Raw genomic sequence first — 17,083 nt, 5'->3', positions numbered from 1 at the left:
GAAATGTTAAACGAAAAATCAAAAGTAGAAAAAAAACGAATAAGCATTCTGGGATGTGGCTGGCTCGGGCTGCCATTAGCTAAACGCCTGCTTCAAAAGGATATTTCATATCAGGTAAAAGGCAGTACTACTTCTCCGGAAAAGTTAGCTCTCCTGAATAACGAAGGAATTGAGGGATTTTTATTCAACCTGAACCCCAGCTTTACAGCACCGGACAGTACGATAGCCCACTTTTTCGATACAGATACACTTGTGATCTCTTTGCCTCCGCGCCTGAGCAAAAGTGAGCCAGGACATTATCTGCAGCAAGTTAAAAATGTAATTGAGAAAATTAAAGACTCCTCAATACAAGAAATTATTTTCCTGAGTTCGACCGGTGTTTATCCTGATCTCAATCGTATTGTAAACGAAACGGACGTCAACTTACCTGAACAATCTGCGTCGGCAGAAATGGTTGCTGCCGAAAACATGATTACCAACTTACGAACCGAACGAACAGTAGCTATACTCCGTCTTGCGGGTCTCATTGGTTTAGACAGAATACCGGGTAAATATGTGAAGGGTAAAAAAGGGCTGACAACGGGATCACTACCCGTTAATTATATCCATCCCGAAGATGCAGTTTCGGTGATGGCAATGATGATTGAGCAACAAATTCAGAATGAAACATTTAACGTAGTTGCTCCCCTTCATCCTACCCGACGTGAGGTATATGACAGCAATTGCAAACAATTCGGATGGGAAACACCCACATATCTTGAACCTGAAACCGCTCCGGATTACAAGATTATTTCAGGGGACAAACTAAATGAACACTACGATAGCAATTTCAAGTATCCCAATCCATTGGAGTTCTATTACGAATTGAAACCATAAACTAAAAAAGTCCGCCGGAGACACATCCGGCGGACTTGACATACATTCATATTGAATCTGATTACCTTCTGTTTATTAAGGAAGAAGTTCTGTCAATTTAGCTTCCAGTGCAGCTCCACGCAGGTTTTTAGCAATAACCTTTCCTTCTTTATCCAAAAGATAAGTAGCCGGAATAGCGCTTACACCGTACGTCTGTGCTACTACCGAATTCCAGAATTTCAAATCAGAACCATGATGCCAGGTCAACTTATCCTTTTTGATGGCTGCTTTCCATGCATTTGCTTCTTTATCCAGAGAAACGCCATATATTGAAAAACCTTTGTCTTTGAATTTGTCATACATCCTTACCACATTAGGATTCTCCTGACGGCAAGGCCCGCACCACGAAGCCCAGAAATCAATCAATACCAGTTTACCTCTTAACGAGCTTAACTGAACAGGTTTACCTTCCGGATCATTTAACGTAAAATCAGGAGCAATCTCTCCTACAGCAACTCCTTTGGCACGTTTAATTTGTCCGATAAAGCCTTGTGCCAGCGTAGGAACAGGATTTACTTTTTCAAAATCAGCTGCCAAACTTTTCAGTATATCCATGTCCTGATCCGGATTCAGGAAATTATTGGCTGTAAAAAGTGCAACCAATGACGTACCCATTTCCGGTAACATTTTTTTAATGACATCCTGTCTCACCTTATCTTCCGCAGCATAGGCAGCCTGGATTTCCTGTACTTTCTTCGTGTTTTTCTTTTCTTCTGCTTCAGCGAATTCCTCGTTCCATTTCGTAACCTTCGCTGCGAAATTTTGCATCAGCTCATCAATTTGGGAGTAGTACTCCATATTTTTAGAACCTGACACCAGCACTTTGCCTTGTCCTCCTGCTTTTACATTAAAAGTTTCACCACCTTCTACAAGCAATACCGCTCTTTGGCGATCAGCGATATTAAGTGTAAAAAAACTACCTCTGTCTTTTTCTGTACCCTTAATAGTAAAACTTCCATCGGCAGCTAGTTGCGCAGAATCTACCTTAACGCCTGTCCCGTTGGCAGCCGACTGTAACAAAATCACTTTTTCTCCTTTGGCACCGCCCTGCACTTTTCCATTCACAGTAAATTCTAATGGTGAAATTTGTGCAAAGGTTACCAGAGTACCCAATAGCAGAGTAGCCGTTAGAAAAAACTTCTGATATGACTTCTTCATCTTTTAAAATTAGAGTAGTGAAACGATTAGTTTAACTGCTTGCCAAGAAGCTGGTTTACCAGTTTAGGATCTGCTGTTCCGTTCGATTTTTTCATGATCTCTCCAACGAACAATCCAAGCAATCCTTTTTTACCTTTTCTGTAGGCATCCACTTTATCGGGCATAGCTGCAAGTACTTCATTTACCAACGTTTCCAGTTCATTGGTATTGCTGTTCTGTTGCCAGTTATTTGTTTCAGCAATCTCTGCCGGAGCGCGATGCGGCTCTGCAAGCATGACCGGAAATACCTTCTGAGATGCGACAGAATGACTAATTGTGCCTGATTCACTCAGTTCAATCAATGCTGCCAGACTATCAGGACTTACCGGGAATTTGGCGATATCTCCTTCATGCTCATTCAGGTACGACTTAACCGGTCCCATCAGCCAGTTAGAAGCCTGCTTATATAAATTCGTTTTGCTGCAAACTGCTTCAAAGTAGTCCGCAATTTCCTTTGTATCAGTCAGTACCAGTGCATCGTAAGCCGGAATACCATAAACCTCAACAAATTTTTCACGCAGTTCCTTTGGTAAGGCAGGCATAGAAGCCTGTATTGATGCCAGCCACTCATCCGAAATAACAACCGGACTCAAATCCGGATCCGGAAAATACCGGTAATCATTCATGGTTTCCTTCATACGCATACCGTACGTATTGCCGGACTCCACATCGAACATCCTCGTTTCCTGGTAAATTTGTCCGCCGGTTTCAAGCAAACCAATCTGACGGGTTGTCTCGAAATTAATCGCCCGCATCATATTCCGTATGGAGTTCATGTTCTTCACCTCCACCTTCACACCAAGCTTTGTATCACCCTTTTTGCGCACTGAAACATTCACATCGCAACGCAAAGATCCCTCTTCCATATTCCCATCGCTGATACCAAGGTAGCGTACAATACGGCGAATTTCGGTAACGAATGCGCCGGTCTCATCTGCAGAACGCAGATCCGGCTCAGACACCATTTCTACCAAAGGAGTTCCGGCCCGGTTGTAATCTAGTAACGTGGCAGTATCGCTCCCATCGTGAACTGATTTCCCTGCATCTTCTTCCAGGTGAATATGATGAAATCGTATTCTCTTCTCCACGTCTTTACCATCAGCACCCTTAGTAGTGATGGTTACCCCTCCATTTTCACAGATCGGTTTTTTATCCTGAGAAATCTGATATCCCTTTGGAAGATCAGGATAGAAGTAATTTTTACGATCAAAAATAGTTCTGCGGCTGATAGAACAATCGCAGGCCAGCCCCATTTTGACAGCATATTCAATTGCCTTCTTATTCACCTTAGGCAGCGTTCCCGGAAGAGCAATCGTAATGGGGCCAATATTGGTATTTGGCTCCGTCCCGAACATATTCAGGTCAGAAGTAAACAATTTGGATTCTGTCTGTAGCTGACAGTGAACTTCCAAACCAATCACACTTTCGTAACCGGCCAGTACTTCTTCACTTATTGTTGAGGGAGAAATTTCAGATTGAGTCATATTATGTTGCAAATGCTTTCACAAAGATACAAATACGGGTCGTCCATGTTATGAACGACCCGTATTTTATAATGACATGATGTCAACTATCTGTTACTATAGGGAGTTGATCCAGTTAGCAATGATAGCAATATCTCCTTTCGGAACATGCGTCATAGGAGCCATCGGAGGAAATCCTGGCCAGTGCTCTGGTTTAGGACTATGAACAAGCGCCACAATCTCATCAACAGAATATTTTTTCTTCGCTACGTCAGCATATGCCGGCCCGATCACCTTATCGTATGCCTGGTGGCAAGCGAAACATGCATGTTTGTTCAGCAATGCAGACACTTCAGCCGGTACAGCTTTACGTTGCGGCTTAGCTTCGGCAGCTGGTGCAGCTTCACCTGCTTTGGCTGTATCTCCGGGAGTACCGGATGTTGCTGTGGTAGTCGCAGCAGGTGCTTCAGCAGGCTTAGCATTCTTTTTGTCATTCTGGATATTCACAAGAGACGCTTCCTCACGAGCCTTGCTTGCTGATCCGTAATATTCGTCATACTTTGCTTTATCTTCCTTTGAAGAACAACCCATCCATACCGAAACCGCCAGAGCAATAATTGCCAGCGAAGTACTTTTTTTAAGTGTCATTGTTTTAAAAATTTAAAAAATTTCCGCCATGTTATCGCGTTTCCCGATAATCTATACCACGAAGAAACTAAGTTTGCGTTAAATTTCCCTCATAAATTTTACCTCCCCAATCATAAAAACTATCTTTAATTACTCATAATTAACTCATTTAAAGACACATATAACTAACTTGTAAAATTTTATTCTCAGAATTTTATTTTTTATTTGAAATAAATTATTGTGAATAATCTGAAATGTTCTTACTTTTGCAGTCCTATTTGTAAAAACGATTAACGCAATGGCTAAGAAAGGTAATAGAGTACAGGTTATATTAGAGTGCACTGAGCAAAAAGAAAGCGGTGTACCAGGTATGTCACGGTACGTGACCACAAAAAATCGTAAGAATACGCCTGGCCGTATGGAGTTGAAGAAATTCAATTCTTTCCTGAGACGTTATACTCTGCATAAAGAGATTAAATAAGGCTGCCTTAAGATTTAGAAAGGTGTATCTGGTTAATCACAATTAATCAGAGTTCGTCTTGAATATATATTGTTGATAAACCGATAACACTTAAAATATACAGACATGGCAAAGAAAGTAGTTGCTACCCTGAAAAAAGAAGGCGGTAAGGCTTTTGCTAAAGTCATTAAAGCCGTAAAATCTCCTAAAACAGGAGCTTATACCTTCAAAGAAGAGATTGTACCTCTTGACGGCGTACAAGGAGCATTGAAAAACTGAAACTAATCGTTTTTCAGTCATTGCTGACAATATTGCATTTTAAAAAGTCCCTATCGGGACTTTTTTTGTTTTAATTTTGGCTTATAATAGCAAACCCGTGTAAAGAATAGCACGGGCACACTTAATTCACCGACATTCACCTACGCTGATATGGGCTTATTTGATTTTTTTTCAAAGGAGAAAAAAGAAACATTGGATAAAGGTCTGGAAAAGACCAAGGACAGCTTCTTCGGTAAGCTTTCGCGCGCTATCGTGGGTAAGACAACCATTGATGAAGAGGTTCTTGACGAACTGGAAGATATTCTGGTAAGCTCCGATGTTGGCGTAGAGACGACCGTGAAAGTCATCAAGCGAATTGAAGAGCGTGTAGCCCGTGACAAATACGCGACTACGGCTGAGCTGGATGTTATACTACGTGAAGAAATAGCAGCCCTGCTTACCGAAAATAAATCTGTTGATTTCACCGATAGTTTTGAAACAGCGCATCTCCCCAAACCCTATGTGATCATGGTTGTGGGTGTAAATGGCGTAGGTAAAACAACAACCATTGGCAAACTGGCGCACCAGTTTCAGTCCAGAGGGCATAAAGTTGTGCTCGGGGCCGCTGATACTTTCCGTGCCGCAGCTGTGGAGCAATTGAAATTGTGGGGAAAGAGAGTCGATGTTCCTGTTATTGACCATGGTATGAATACCGACCCATCCTCTGTAGCTTATGACGCACTGAAAAAAGGTATGGAAATCGGTGCGGATGTGATTATAATCGACACTGCCGGAAGGTTACATACCAAAGTGAACCTGATGAACGAGCTGTCTAAAATCAAGCGCGTGATGCAGAAAATCATTCCGGATTCCCCTCACGAAGTGCTGCTGGTCCTGGACGGAAGTACTGGTCAGAATGCGGTGATACAGGCTCGTGAATTCACCAAAGTAACTGAAATAACTGCTCTCGCTGTGACCAAGCTGGATGGTACTGCCAAAGGCGGAGTTGTGGTAGGCATTTCCGACGAATTTAAAATTCCGGTTAAATACATCGGTGTAGGGGAAGCGATGGACGACCTGCAGGTGTTTGACAGAAGCGAATTCGTAGACTCACTTTTCAAAAAGATCGGGTAGTCATTCTTTCATAAACCAGCGTTCACTTTTCTCTCAGGTCAAAATTACGTATATTACCTATCCACGAAATCCGGATAGCTATATGGACGTGCTTTTGATCTTTCTTTTTGTATTTGGTTTTGCAGCTTGGGGTATCTGGAAACTTTATCTCGCTGCCAGAGATACTTACGGAGACAATTCTCCGCTTAAAGTGGAACGGGTTTATAAAAAATCGGCAATAAGCTATTTTTTAGGATTTGATTATGTGTTTTCCTACTCATTTTTGGCACTGGCCGGTATATTCCTATACTTCCTTTTTACCATGAACTTTTCTTCTTCAGGAAGTGCCGCGTGGATTGGTTTCATGCTCCTATTAACTATGTTCATGGCATTGACGTTTTTGTCCGCACACAACATTTTACTCATACACAACTATTGGAAGTTTACAAAAGATGTGGTGATCACTTCTGTACCTGACAAACATGAGATTAAGTTAGACATAGCAGGTAAAGAAGTTACTCTCAAAAAAGACACTATTGAGAGCTTAACGATCGTCACTAATGATTCCAGAAATAGCTTCACCCATTTTATCTACCATCTCAACAATGGAGAAAAATTCATCCTCACAGACCGTATGCCTGGTCTTTGGGTCATACATGAATATTTCAAGAAAATCCCCATTCAGCAGACGATTAAACTATTTCCTTACATAAAATAGAATTTCCTGTTCAATTTGCCGATCTTTGCTGCCCGTTTTGCTTACTCAATATCAATTACTTGTAAGTAAAGCCTGCCGGTTTATTTGAAAAACATAACATGTTGATAGCCTATTGCTGACGGCTATCAGCAATCACATAATGAAAACCAAAGGAATAGTAAAAAACAAAGTCAACATCGTTACACTAGGTTGTTCCAAAAACCTGGTTGACTCGGAAGTCCTGTATACCCAACTAAAGGGGAACGGCTTCGATGTGGACCACGAATCTAAAAAGGATAATTCTCAGATCGTTGTAATTAATACCTGCGGGTTTATTGACAATGCGAAGGAAGAATCCATCAATACCATCTTGCGCTATGCTGATGCAAAAAGCGCAGGAATGGTGGATAAAGTTTATGTTACCGGCTGTTTGTCTCATCGTTACAAGGATGAACTTTCAGTGGAGATTCCAACTGTAGATGCATGGTTCGGAACCAATGAACTGCCTCGCCTGCTCAAAACCCTAAAGGCCGATTACAAGCATGAGCTAGTTGGGGAACGTCTGCTTACAACTCCTACGCATTATGCTTATCAGAAAATTGCTGAAGGTTGCGACAGACCTTGCAGCTTCTGTGCCATTCCACTCATGCGTGGCGGACACGTTTCCCGCTCCATTGAAGATCTGGTTAAAGAAGCCAAATCACTTGCAAAACGGGGTACTAAAGAGCTTATTCTGATTGCGCAGGATCTTACTTATTATGGTCTGGATATTTACAAAAAGCGTAATCTATCAGAATTGCTGGCACATTTATCGGATGTGGAAGGAATTGACTGGATCAGATTACAATATGCTTATCCGGCAGGATTCCCGATGGATATCCTGGACGTGATGAACGAACGCAGCAACATTTGTAAATACCTTGATATGCCACTTCAAACAGGATCTACAGAGATTCTGAAATCTATGAGAAGAGGGATTACGAGAGAAAAAACAGAAACGCTGATCGATTCTATCCGCGAAAAGGTTCCGGGAATTACTTTGCGGACAACGCTCATCGTCGGTCACCCGGGTGAAACTGAAGCATTGTTCGACGAAACATATGACTTTGTTGAAAAAATGCGATTTGACAGGCTCGGCGCTTTCCAATATTCGCACGAAGACAATACGCATTCTTATACCATGCCTGATGATATACCTGCGGAAATCAAGCAGGAACGCGCTGACGCCATTATGGAACTGCAGCAAGGTATTTCTTATGAACTGAATCAGCAGAAAATAGGACAGACTTTCAAAGTATTGTTTGACAGAAAAGAAGGAGGACATTTCATTGGCCGTACCGAGTCGGATTCTCCTGAGGTGGACAACGAAGTGCTCGTTCCGGCAACTCAGTATGTTCGTCTGGGTGATTTCGCTAATGTTAAAATCAACAATGCAGAGGAGTTCGATCTTTATGGAGATGTAATCTCCTGATTACTGAATCGTAATAACCAATCCAATATAGCCAAATTCATTTATTTCAAGATGTTACAAAGAATTCAAACCATATTTTTAGCAATTACAATTATCGGAATGGGCCTTTTTCTTTCCTTCCCGATCTGGACAAAAGTATCTGCAGCAGGCGACCAACATGCTGAACTGAATGCGCTTAAACTGATACATCAGCTTAATCCGGTACAATCTGAAGTAAAACCTATTTACTTTTTTATCATCCTTGCGATCCTGGTGGCGATTGTATCAGCCTATGCCATTTTAAGCTTTAAAAACAGGGTTTTGCAATCAGCACTCTGTGCGGTTAATTCTATTCTGATGACTGTGATCATAGGCTTAGTGATTTACTACACCTATTACACCACAGCAAAGCTTTTTGATGAAGGGAATCCCGGAAATTATGAAATCGGATTTTACGGATTGATGGCTTCTATGCTCTCCAATGTTTTTGCCAATCGCTTTATACGTAAAGACGAAAAAGCAGTACAACAATCCAACAGATTCCGTTAAGAGAAAGAAAGATGAGAGGGCTGCTATACAAGGCCCTCTCTCAAAAGATCGTGAAGGTGCACGAAACCAAGCAGTTGGTTGTTTTCAACAACTACAACCTGAGTTATACATTTGGACTGCATAATTTCCAATGCGTTCACAGCATACTCGTCAGGCCCGACTGAAATAGGATTCACTGTCATGATATCAGCAGCCGTTAATCCGGGTAAAACTACACCTGAATGTTCATTCAGCATTCTGCGAAGGTCGCCGTCAGTGATAATGCCAGCCATCGAGCCGTCCGTTGCTCTTACAACAGAAGTCGCCCCAAGCCTCTTAGATGTAATTTCAAGAATAACCTCGTGGAGTGTGGCATTTTCTGAAACAACCGGGAGAGCGTTGTTGGGATAAATATCACAAACTTTCAGGTACAAACGCTTACCCAACGAACCGCCCGGATGATATTTGGCAAAATCCTCCTGTGTGAAACCCCGTGCTTCGAGCAAACAAATCGCCAGTGCATCACCCAATGCCATGGTGACAGTAGTGCTGGTTGTAGGCGCGAGATTGAGCGGATCGGCCTCTTCAGGAGCAAAAGCGTGTAAAACTAAATTCGCATTTCTTCCCAGATAAGAATCCCGGTTACTAAGCATAGCAATGATGTTCACACCAGTCCTTTTCAACAGCGGAATAAGCACTTTAATCTCAGGTGTATCCCCGCTACGCGATATTACGACTACAACATCATTGTGTTGTATCATTCCTAAATCACCATGAATAGCATCTCCGGCATGCATAAAAAGAGCAGGAGTTCCGGTCGAATTCAACGTCGCGACAATCTTCTGTCCTACAATTGCACTCTTGCCGATTCCAGATACCACAACCCGTCCTCCTGAGTTGAGAATGAGGTTCACACACTTTTCAAATTCCTCATCAATCCTTTCAACCAGATTATGAACTGCTACAGCCTCTTTCAGTATCACTTCTTTTGCTATGGACTGAATATTTTTTAGTAATTTCAAATCTGAAACACAGTTTTATTGGGGACCAATTGTAATTATTCATTTCAAAAAACAAAGATAGAGAAGTTTGGGATAACCATTTTGTTGACAGAGTATGGTAAAAAAGGTTGATACTGTCGTTTTAGACACGTTAAAAGAAAGACTTAAAGAAATTTTCGGATATAGTCAGTTCAGAGGGGAGCAGGAGATAATCATTCAAAACATTCTCCTGGGAAAGAATACGTTTGTAATTATGCCAACCGGAGCAGGCAAATCGCTCTGTTATCAACTACCAGCTCTTGTAAGTGATGGGTTAACCATTGTTATTTCTCCGCTTATTGCCCTGATGAAGAATCAGGTAGACCAGTTAACTGCTTTTGGTATTAATGCTCAGTTTCTTAACTCCACACTTACAAAGGGTGAAATGACACGCGTAAAAAATGACGCGTTGGACGGAATTTTAAAACTGTTATACATTGCTCCTGAGTCTCTTACCAAAGAGGACAATCTGGATTTTCTAAAGAAAGCAAAAATCTCCTTCGTTGCTATTGACGAAGCTCACTGTATATCAGAATGGGGCCATGATTTCCGTCCTGAGTACAGAAGAATTTATGGCATTATTGAGAATATTGGTAACCTGCCAATTATTGCTTTAACTGCCACTGCCACCCCAAAAGTGCAGCAGGATATTCGTAAAAACCTCCAGATGGAGGAAGCAGAAACCTTTAAATCCTCATTCAATAGAAAAAATCTTTACTACGAAATCCGTCCTAAAAAGGATACCAAAAAACAGCTGATACGCTACGTTCGTAACAACAAGGGAAAATCGGGTATTGTATACTGTCTGAGCCGGAAAACAGTTGAAGAAGTAGCCGAGTTACTTTCAGTGAACGATGTACGTGCGCTGCCGTACCACGCCGGACTTGACAGTAATACAAGAATGGCTAATCAGGATGCTTTCCTGAATGAAGAATGTGACGTAATCGTTGCCACAATCGCTTTCGGTATGGGGATCGACAAGCCGGATGTAAGGTTTGTGATTCACTACGATGTTCCCAAGTCTCTGGAAGGATACTATCAGGAAACGGGAAGAGCCGGACGCGATGGACTGGAAGGAAACTGTCTGATGTTCTACAGCTATGACGACATTCAGAAGCTGGAGAAATTCAATAAGGACAAAACCGTAACAGAGCGCGATAATGCACGCCATTTACTGAATGAAATGGTTGCCTATTCCACACTCGGTGTTTGCCGCCGTAGACAATTATTAAGCTATTTCGGAGAGTATCTTGACAAGGATTGTGGCTTTTGCGACAACTGCGTAAAACCAACTGAAAAGTCAAAAGTGCAGGATGAGGTTGTATTGATACTCAATGCAGTTTACCAGACAGAACAAAGATTTGATGGTGAGCACATTGCAGATTTGATTACGGCAACGGATAACCAATATGTGAAGAGTTACGAGCATGATAAACTGGATGTTTACGGCAAGGGACTTGAACTTAATGAGTCGAAAGACTTCTGGATTTCTGCCATCCGTCAGCTTGTCATTCTGAATTATCTGGAAAAAGATGTTGAGAATTACGGTGTTGTCAAAATCAGCGAAAAGGGCCGTGCGTATCTCAACGATCCTTATCCTGTAACACTTCAAAAGGATCACAACTTCGAAGAAGAAGAGGTAAAAGCTGAAGACGAAGAAAAGGAAGCTGGTACCGGAAGCGCTCACGCTTACGACGAAGCTTTACTGGGTATGCTTAAAGCACTCCGTAAGAAAGTTGCGAAAGAGAAAAATCTTCCTCCTTTTGTTATTTTCCAGGATCCGTCGCTGGAAGAAATGGCTACCACCTATCCTACCACACAGCAGGAAATGGCTCAGATCAACGGAGTCGGGATGGGTAAGGTACAGAAATTCGGACGCCAGTTTATTGATCTGATCACGCGGTACGTTGAAGAGAATGAAATAGAGACGGCGAAAGATGTAGTCATCAAATCGACCGTTAATAAATCAAAAATAAAAATCTACATCATTCAGCAGGTTGACAGGAAAGTTAGCCTTGATGAGATTGCCGAAGTCAAAAATCTGGCTTTGTCGGAAATCATCGAAGAGGTAGAACATATTTGTTACTCAGGCACCAAGTTAAATCTCGATTATTACATCAATCAGGTTATTGATCGCGACCGTCAGCAAGATATCTATGATTATTTTATGACGGCAGAAACTGATAATATTGCAGCGGCGCTCAATGAGTTTTCAGATGATGAAATCCCTGAAGAGGAATTAAGATTGGTGAGAATTAAGTTTTTATCCGAATTGGCAAACTAATTATACCTGAAACAGTGGTATCGAAGGTTTGACAAAATTTATAATTTACTATGAATATACTTATATTAGGTTCAGGAGGTAGAGAGCATGCTTTTGCCTGGAAAATTGCTCAAAGCACCCTTTGTGATAATTTGTTTGTAGCTCCCGGAAATGCCGGAACAGCGTTGGTTGCCGTCAATATCCCTGTTTCATACAACGATTTTGACGGCGTTGCAAAAGCAGCTCTGGAGCATAATATTGAACTGATCATCGTTGGACCTGAAGAACCTCTCGTTAATGGAATCGTTGATTATTTTGAATCAAGGGCTGACTTGTCAAAAATCAAACTGATAGGTCCTAATAAAGCAGGAGCTCAGCTTGAAGGAAGCAAGGATTTTTCGAAAAACTTCATGCAGAAGTATGGAATTCCAACTGCATCATCAAAAACATTTACAGCTGATTCACTGGCAATCGGACTGGAATACCTTGAAACGTTGCCCCTCCCGATCGTTTTGAAAGCAGATGGACTGGCAGCAGGAAAAGGGGTGATTATTGCTGAAAAACATGCTGAAGCAGTAGAAGCATTTAATGAGATGCTTGTAGACGGTAAGTTTGGTGCAGCCGGAAACAAGGTGGTTGTAGAGCAATTCCTGAAAGGAATTGAGCTGTCTGTTTTTGTTTTGACAGATGGCGAAAATTATAAAATATTGCCTGAAGCCAAAGATTATAAGAGAATTGGCGAAAACGATACCGGCCTTAACACTGGTGGAATGGGTGCCGTTTCTCCGGTTAGCTTTGCCGACAGCAACTTCCTCCGTAAAGTAGAGGAAAAAGTAGTTAAGCCTACCTTGCACGGGTTGAATAGTGAAGGAATCAAGTATGTAGGATTCATCTTCATCGGTTTAATGAACATCAAAGGAGAGCCGTATGTAATTGAATACAATGTACGCATGGGTGATCCTGAGACTGAAGTGGTATTACCACGTATACAATCTGACTTTGCGATGCTGATGGCATCAACTGCAAAGGGAACTTTAAATGATTTTGATATAAAAATTTCGCCTCAGGTGGCAGTCACCACTGTGCTGGTATCAGGTGGATACCCAGGCGATTATGAAAAAGGGAAGGTTATTACCGGAAGTGAAAAGGTGGAAGATGTTCAGCTTTTCCATGCCGGCACTACCTTCAATGGAAATACCGAAGTCGTAACGAATGGAGGACGCGTAATGGCTATGACAGGCATGGCAAATTCTCTTGAAAACGCAGTTCATAAATCTCAGCGCGCTGCGCAGGTGATTCAATATGAAGGCAAATATTTCAGGCACGACATTGGTATGGATTTAATTCGTTATAACGATTAGATGAGGAGAATTACACTATGGGATGTGGATCATGTTCGTCCGGAGGATGCAGTACCGGTGGGTCGGCAGTATCCGGATGTGGAAGTAGCGGCACCTGTGGAACAGGTGGATGTAATAAAATGAACGTATTTGACTGGTTGAGCAATATGGATGTTCCGACCAGTCAGCGCTTTGATGTTGTAGAAGTTAAGTTCAAAGGAGGAAGAAAAGAGTATTTCAGAAATATAAATCAGCTGGAGTTCATTACCGGAGATTATGTTGTGTGCGAAATGGCTTCTGGCCAGCACATCGGAACGATATCTCTGCAGGGTGAACTTGTCCGGCTGCAAATGAAACGTAAGGGTGTAGTAATCAATGATGATCTGCACGTCATATACAGAGTTGCCAACGAAAAGGATCTCGACAAGCATACACAGGCAATGGCACGTGAAATGCCGACTTTGTACCGTACGCGTGAGATTATCCGGGAGATGAAGCTCAATATGAAGCTTTCTGACGTGGAATTTCAGTCTGACAATACCAAAACAACCTTCTACTATTCTTCGGAAGAAAGGGTTGATTTCCGCGAACTTATCAAATCTCTAGCGTCGGAATTTAAGGTACGTATCGAAATGCGGCAGATCAGCCTCAGACAGGAGGCCAGCCGCTTAGGTGGATTAGGATCCTGTGGAAGAGAACTGTGCTGTTCAACCTGGTTAACCGACTTCAAGAATATTTCGACTTCAGCTGCCAGATATCAGAATCTGTCGCTTAATCCTGCAAAACTTTCAGGACAATGCGGAAGATTGAAATGCTGTCTCAATTACGAGCTGGAAACCTATATTGATGCTTTGAGGGACATTCCCACAGTGGATGCTCCGTTAAAGACCAAAAAGGGAATTGCCACGCTTCAGAAAACAGATATTTTCAAGAAGATCATGTGGTTTGGTTTCGAAAAGGACACAAACTGGTATCCGGTAACGATCAGTAAAGTATTGGAAATTGTTGAACTCAACAAAAACAATATTATTCCTGAGTCGCTCGAAATTCTGACGCCGGAACCTCCTGCGGCAGAAAAAGTGCCGCAAAAGCTGAACAGCGACCTTGAAAATCTGGATCGTAAATACAGCGAAGAACAGAAAAAGAAGAAAAAGAAAAAGAATAAGCCGCGGAACCGCAACGGCAATAATAACAAACCACAAGCAGCTCCTTCCCCAACGAAGGCAGGTTAAAAAAGAAAAGTCAGGCAAAGAAGTATTCTTCAAACCCTGACTTTTTATTTATCCAATTCTTCCTATGAAACAGCACGTAGAAAAGCTGCATTCTATAGCCAATAAAAGCTCCAGAAAGATCATCGGGCTTATGTCCGGCACATCTCTTGACGGACTTGATGTAGCTTTGTGTAACATCGAAAAGAGTGGCACGAATACCCGCGTTCATGTGGAGCAGTTTTCAACTGTAGCTTACACTGAAAATTTTCGGGATCAGATACGCAAAATATTCGCAAAGAAAGAAATTGACTTTCAGCATCTGTGTGTTCTCAATCCATTTGTAGGCATTGAACATGGCAGAATGATTCTGGAATGCCTGAAATCCTGGAACGTTGCTGCTGAGGATGTTGATCTGATCGCCAGCCATGGGCAGACGGTTTATCATGCACCGAGTAATCAGCATCAAGTACCTGGTTTTCCAAATGCCACATTGCAGATCGGCGATGGTGATCACATTGCAGTTCAAACAGGCATAATTACTTTGAGTGATTTTCGGCAAAAGCATATTGCCGCTGGTGGTGAAGGCGCTCCGTTAGCCGTATACGGAGATTATTTTCTTTTCTCAAAAAAAGGGGAAAGCCGCATTTTGCTCAACATGGGTGGAATTGCCAACTTTACCATTCTCCCGGATCCTGAAATAAGTAATCAGCCGGTTTTTACCACCGACACAGGCCCAGGAAATGCGCTCATTGATGCATTTATGAGAAAGTATTTTGACAAACCTTATGATCATAACGGAGAAACTGCAAGGCAGGGAAATATAAATGAAGCCTTATTAATTGCTCTTAAAAATTTGTCCTTCTTTGAAGCACCATTTCCTAAGACCACGGGTCCCGAAGTATTCAGCATAACCTATGTGGAGAATGCAATAACACAAGCCGGACTTTCAGAAATCCCATCAGCCGACCTGATCGCGACTCTTACACGTTTCAGTGCGGACACGATCACAGATGCCATTAAAAAAATCGTCAACAAACGCGAAGCATATCATATTTTTGCAAGTGGAGGCGGAGCCCATAACCCTGTGCTGATGCAAGCAATTCAGGAACAATTGCCTGATTTCACTTTACAACCTCTTGATATCCTGGGCATATCAGGAGATGCCAAAGAAGCCGTGCTGTTTACAGTTCTCGCCAATGAAGCCGTAGCGGGAACAAGTGATACTTTCAAGTCGAGTAGCGGAGTGCCTCTCGTTACTATGGGCAAAATATCATTTCCCGGTTAGTTTAACCATTTACTTTAAACAGATTTTATACATTTCATGTACGACATTATTGTAATCGGCGGAGGAATAGTAGGCCTGGCCACAGCGTTACGTGTCAAGGAGCAAAAACCTTCCCTTAAGGTACTCGTTTTAGAAAAGGAAAACGAAGTAGCAAAACACCAGACAGGACACAATAGCGGTGTCATTCATTCCGGACTATATTATAAACCGGGAAGCCTCAAAGCCACCAATTGCATCCGCGGATATGAAATGTTGATCAACTTCTGTGAAAAGGAAGGTGTACCTTTTGACCTATGCGGAAAAATAGTTGTTGCTACAAGCGACGAACAGAAGCCTTTACTCCGCAACCTGTACGAGCGTGGTATGCAAAACGGGCTTGTAAAAAACAGAATGATCTCTGCCGGAGAAATCAAGGAAATAGAGCCACATGTAAAAGGGGTAGAAGGTATATGGGTTCCCTACACAGGTATTATTGACTATAAAGCTGTATCAGAAAAGTATGCAGAATGCTTTTTGAAGTCGGGTGGAGACATTCACTTTGGAGAGAAAATTACAGCTATCAAAAATCAGGGTTCCCACTCAGAAGTTATTTCCGAATCAGGAAAGGTTTTTCAGGGACGTTTGGTCGTCAACTGCGCCGGTTTGTACTCAGACAAAGTAGCTCAGTTTACCCAGGAAGAAAAAATCAAAGTCCGAATTATTCCTTTCCGGGGAGAATATTATAAAATTAAGCCTGAAAAACATCATCTCGTTAAAAACCTGATTTATCCTGTACCAGATCCAAATTTCCCTTTCCTCGGCGTACACTTTACCCGTATGATCGAGGGAGGTATTGAAGCGGGACCTAATGCAGTTTTCGCCTTCAAACGTGAAGGATATAAAAAGACAGACATCAATATATCTGAGACGCTTGAATCTCTTGCATGGCCGGGATTCCGTAAAGTAGCTACTAAATACTGGAAGACAGGTATGGGAGAATACTACCGTTCCTTCTCAAAAGCAGCATTTACCAAAGCGCTTCAAGAGCTGATTCCCGATATTCAGGAAGACGACTTAATTCCCGGAGGAGCGGGCGTTCGCGCCCAGGCCTGCGACTATGACGGAGGTTTGCTGGACGATTTTTCTATCATTGAGAACAAAGGTGCTATCAATGTATGTAATGCGCCTTCGCCTGCTGCTACATCATCACTGTCAATCGGACAAACTATTTCCGAGAGAGTGCTGGCAAGAGTTTAG

The 17,083-nt window shown here is 42.2% G+C and carries 17 protein-coding genes; 13 read left to right on the top strand and 4 right to left on the bottom strand.

The window, feature by feature from the left end:
* Window positions 1–3: 3 nt before the first annotated feature.
* On the top strand, window positions 4–876 hold the full coding sequence (locus DSL64_RS20240; RefSeq protein ID WP_115832751.1) for an NAD(P)H-binding protein: 873 nt from the start codon (window positions 4–6) through the stop codon (window positions 874–876).
* Between the two features lie 75 nt (window positions 877–951).
* On the opposite strand, the gene DSL64_RS20235 is transcribed toward DSL64_RS20240, so the two are convergent.
* The 3 genes from DSL64_RS20235 to DSL64_RS20225 all read right to left on the bottom strand — a co-directional run bounded on the left by DSL64_RS20235 (window position 952) and on the right by DSL64_RS20225 (window position 4,223).
* Window positions 952–2,073 (bottom strand): TlpA disulfide reductase family protein, encoded by a 1,122-nt coding sequence (locus tag DSL64_RS20235; RefSeq protein WP_115832750.1) that lies wholly within the window; start codon window positions 2,071–2,073, stop codon window positions 952–954.
* A gap of 26 nt (window positions 2,074–2,099) precedes the next feature.
* Window positions 2,100–3,596 carry an Asp-tRNA(Asn)/Glu-tRNA(Gln) amidotransferase subunit GatB gene (gene gatB / locus DSL64_RS20230; RefSeq protein ID WP_115832749.1) on the bottom strand — a complete coding sequence of 499 codons (1,497 nt, stop codon included), beginning with the start codon at window positions 3,594–3,596 and terminating at the stop codon, window positions 2,100–2,102.
* A gap of 96 nt (window positions 3,597–3,692) precedes the next feature.
* A complete protein-coding gene (locus DSL64_RS20225) occupies window positions 3,693–4,223 on the bottom strand; it encodes a c-type cytochrome (RefSeq protein WP_115832748.1) in 531 nt (176 codons plus the stop codon).
* A gap of 277 nt (window positions 4,224–4,500) precedes the next feature.
* On the opposite strand from DSL64_RS20225, the gene rpmG reads away from it, so the two are divergent.
* The 6 genes from rpmG (at window position 4,501) to DSL64_RS20195 (ending at window position 8,729) form a co-directional block, all read left to right on the top strand.
* Window positions 4,501–4,683 (top strand): 50S ribosomal protein L33, encoded by a 183-nt coding sequence (gene rpmG / locus DSL64_RS20220; RefSeq protein WP_015813060.1) that lies wholly within the window; start codon window positions 4,501–4,503, stop codon window positions 4,681–4,683.
* Between the two features lie 105 nt (window positions 4,684–4,788).
* Window positions 4,789–4,941, top strand: a complete 153-nt coding sequence (locus DSL64_RS20215) for a DUF4295 domain-containing protein (protein WP_015813059.1) — start codon at window positions 4,789–4,791, stop codon at window positions 4,939–4,941.
* 150 nt (window positions 4,942–5,091) lie between these two features.
* The gene (gene ftsY, locus DSL64_RS20210; protein WP_115832747.1) at window positions 5,092–6,054 is read left to right on the top strand and encodes a signal recognition particle-docking protein FtsY; all 963 of its coding nucleotides are present in this window, start codon (window positions 5,092–5,094) and stop codon (window positions 6,052–6,054) included.
* Window positions 6,055–6,136: 82 nt separating this feature from the next.
* Complete coding sequence (locus tag DSL64_RS20205; protein WP_115832746.1) at window positions 6,137–6,751, top strand: PH domain-containing protein; 615 nt, start codon at window positions 6,137–6,139, stop codon at window positions 6,749–6,751.
* Between the two features lie 139 nt (window positions 6,752–6,890).
* Window positions 6,891–8,201, top strand: a complete 1,311-nt coding sequence (gene rimO / locus DSL64_RS20200) for a 30S ribosomal protein S12 methylthiotransferase RimO (RefSeq protein ID WP_115832745.1) — start codon at window positions 6,891–6,893, stop codon at window positions 8,199–8,201.
* 51 nt (window positions 8,202–8,252) lie between these two features.
* Window positions 8,253–8,729, top strand: a complete 477-nt coding sequence (locus tag DSL64_RS20195) for a DUF4293 domain-containing protein (RefSeq protein WP_115832744.1) — start codon at window positions 8,253–8,255, stop codon at window positions 8,727–8,729.
* 23 nt (window positions 8,730–8,752) lie between these two features.
* On the opposite strand, the gene DSL64_RS20190 is transcribed toward DSL64_RS20195, so the two are convergent.
* Window positions 8,753–9,730 carry a KpsF/GutQ family sugar-phosphate isomerase gene (locus DSL64_RS20190; RefSeq protein ID WP_115832743.1) on the bottom strand — a complete coding sequence of 326 codons (978 nt, stop codon included), beginning with the start codon at window positions 9,728–9,730 and terminating at the stop codon, window positions 8,753–8,755.
* 94 nt (window positions 9,731–9,824) lie between these two features.
* Here DSL64_RS20190 and recQ point away from each other — a divergent pair, with 94 nt between their 5' ends.
* The 6 genes from recQ to lhgD all read left to right on the top strand — a co-directional run bounded on the left by recQ (window position 9,825) and on the right by lhgD (window position 17,083).
* Entirely contained in the window at window positions 9,825–12,032 is a 2,208-nt protein-coding gene (gene recQ / locus DSL64_RS20185) for a DNA helicase RecQ (protein WP_115832742.1), read from the top strand.
* 50 nt (window positions 12,033–12,082) lie between these two features.
* A complete protein-coding gene (gene purD, locus DSL64_RS20180; protein ID WP_115832741.1) occupies window positions 12,083–13,372 on the top strand; it encodes a phosphoribosylamine--glycine ligase in 1,290 nt (429 codons plus the stop codon).
* Window positions 13,373–13,495, top strand: a complete 123-nt coding sequence (locus DSL64_RS29420) for a hypothetical protein (RefSeq protein ID WP_262512417.1) — start codon at window positions 13,373–13,375, stop codon at window positions 13,493–13,495.
* Window positions 13,492–14,583, top strand: a complete 1,092-nt coding sequence (locus DSL64_RS20175) for a PSP1 domain-containing protein (protein WP_115832740.1) — start codon at window positions 13,492–13,494, stop codon at window positions 14,581–14,583. Before DSL64_RS29420 ends, DSL64_RS20175 begins: the two co-directional genes overlap by 4 nt.
* A 64-nt stretch (window positions 14,584–14,647) precedes the next feature.
* A complete protein-coding gene (locus DSL64_RS20170) occupies window positions 14,648–15,847 on the top strand; it encodes an anhydro-N-acetylmuramic acid kinase (protein ID WP_115832739.1) in 1,200 nt (399 codons plus the stop codon).
* 36 nt (window positions 15,848–15,883) lie between these two features.
* Window positions 15,884–17,083, top strand: a complete 1,200-nt coding sequence (gene lhgD / locus DSL64_RS20165) for an L-2-hydroxyglutarate dehydrogenase (protein ID WP_115832738.1) — start codon at window positions 15,884–15,886, stop codon at window positions 17,081–17,083.

This window comes from Dyadobacter luteus, assembly GCF_003383615.1.
GTDB lineage: Bacteria > Bacteroidota > Bacteroidia > Cytophagales > Spirosomataceae > Dyadobacter > Dyadobacter luteus.
Note: the sequence above shows the minus strand (reverse complement) of the source record. Positions and strands in the feature narration are given on the sequence as shown.